General features: G+C 55.6%; 1 protein-coding gene. It reads left to right on the top strand.

The annotated features are described in order from the left end of the window. Positions 1-266, top strand: a 266-nt coding sequence (locus E0702_RS19760; RefSeq protein WP_205742082.1) for a hypothetical protein, incomplete at both ends; no start/stop codon positions are given.

Genomic DNA, 266 nt, shown 5'->3' with positions numbered 1-266 from the left:
GTTCTTCAAGGACTGGTGCGCCGGTCAGGAGATCACGCCGAAGACGGGAAGGGCGCGGAAAAATCGCGCTCTTGCATCAATTTTCGCACATCTTGTTCGCAGGGGTGTGCAGAATTGCGATAACTGCGAATATGAGGGGTTCCCTGTTCCCCCTGAAAACGGGCATATTGAGCCCAACATCGAAGACGAGCGCGCCGAGGAAAGAGGCGTTACGTCATGGGCCTCAGACGAGGCATTCACCAGCTACTTCTCAAACGATCCAGCGG

The organism is Halomonas marinisediminis, assembly GCF_004347715.1.
Classification (GTDB): domain Bacteria; phylum Pseudomonadota; class Gammaproteobacteria; order Pseudomonadales; family Halomonadaceae; genus Halomonas; species Halomonas icarae.
This window is presented reverse-complemented; position numbering and strand designations above follow the sequence as displayed.